This is a genomic window from Pantoea sp. Mb-10 (assembly GCF_021272205.1).
Classification (GTDB): domain Bacteria; phylum Pseudomonadota; class Gammaproteobacteria; order Enterobacterales; family Enterobacteriaceae; genus Pantoea.
This window is the reverse complement of record NZ_JAJSDX010000021.1, coordinates 1-1,055: the sequence shown is the minus strand read 5'-3', so window position 1 is coordinate 1,055 and position 1,055 is coordinate 1. Positions and strand designations below refer to the sequence as shown.

General features: G+C 55.8%; 1 protein-coding gene. It reads left to right on the top strand.

Going from position 1 to position 1,055, the window contains the following annotated elements; genetic code table 11:
* The coding region (gene tuf, locus LU196_RS20305) for an elongation factor Tu (RefSeq protein WP_232761560.1) at positions 1 to 1,055 on the top strand (1,055 nt) is incomplete at both ends.

Here is a 1,055-nt window from a genome sequence, read left to right as displayed (position 1 = left end):
ATCACCACCGTACTGGCTAAAACCAACGGCGGCCAGGCTCGTGCATTCGACCAGATCGACAGCACCCCTGAAGAAAAAGCACGTGGTATCACCATCAACACCGCACACGTAGAGTACGAAACCGCTGGCCGTCACTATGCACACGTTGACTGCCCGGGACACGCCGACTACGTGAAAAACATGATCACCGGTGCTGCGCAGATGGACGGCGCAATCCTGGTTGTTGCTGCGACTGACGGCCCAATGCCTCAGACCCGTGAGCACATCCTGCTGGGTCGTCAGGTTGGCGTTCCTTACATCATCGTGTTCCTGAACAAGTGCGACATGGTTGATGATGAAGAGCTGCTGGAGCTGGTTGAGATGGAAGTCCGTGACCTGCTGTCACAGTACGACTTCCCGGGCGACGACACGCCAATCGTACGCGGTTCAGCGCTGAAAGCACTGGAAGGCGACGCGGAGTGGGAAGCGAAAATCATCGAGCTGGCTGGCCACCTGGACAGCTACATCCCGGACCCGGTACGTGCAATCGACCTGCCGTTCCTGCTGCCAATCGAAGACGTGTTCTCAATCTCTGGCCGCGGTACAGTTGTAACCGGTCGTGTTGAGCGCGGTATCGTTAAAGTCGGTGACGAAGTTGAAATCGTGGGTATCAAAGATACTGCGAAATCTACCTGTACCGGTGTTGAGATGTTCCGTAAGCTGCTGGACCAGGGTCAGGCAGGCGAGAACTGTGGTGTTCTGCTGCGCGGTATCAAGCGTGAAGACATCCAGCGTGGTCAGGTTCTGGCGAAGCCAGGCTCAATCAAGCCACACACCAAGTTCGAGTCAGAAGTTTACGTTCTGTCTAAAGACGAAGGCGGCCGTCATACTCCGTTCTTCAAAGGCTACCGTCCACAGTTCTACTTCCGTACCACTGACGTGACCGGTTCAGTCGAGCTGCCAGAAGGCGTGGAAATGGTTATGCCTGGCGACAACGTGAAAATGGTTGTTACCCTGATTCACCCAATCGCAATGGACCAGGGTCTGCGCTTCGCAATTCGCGAAGGCGGCCGTAC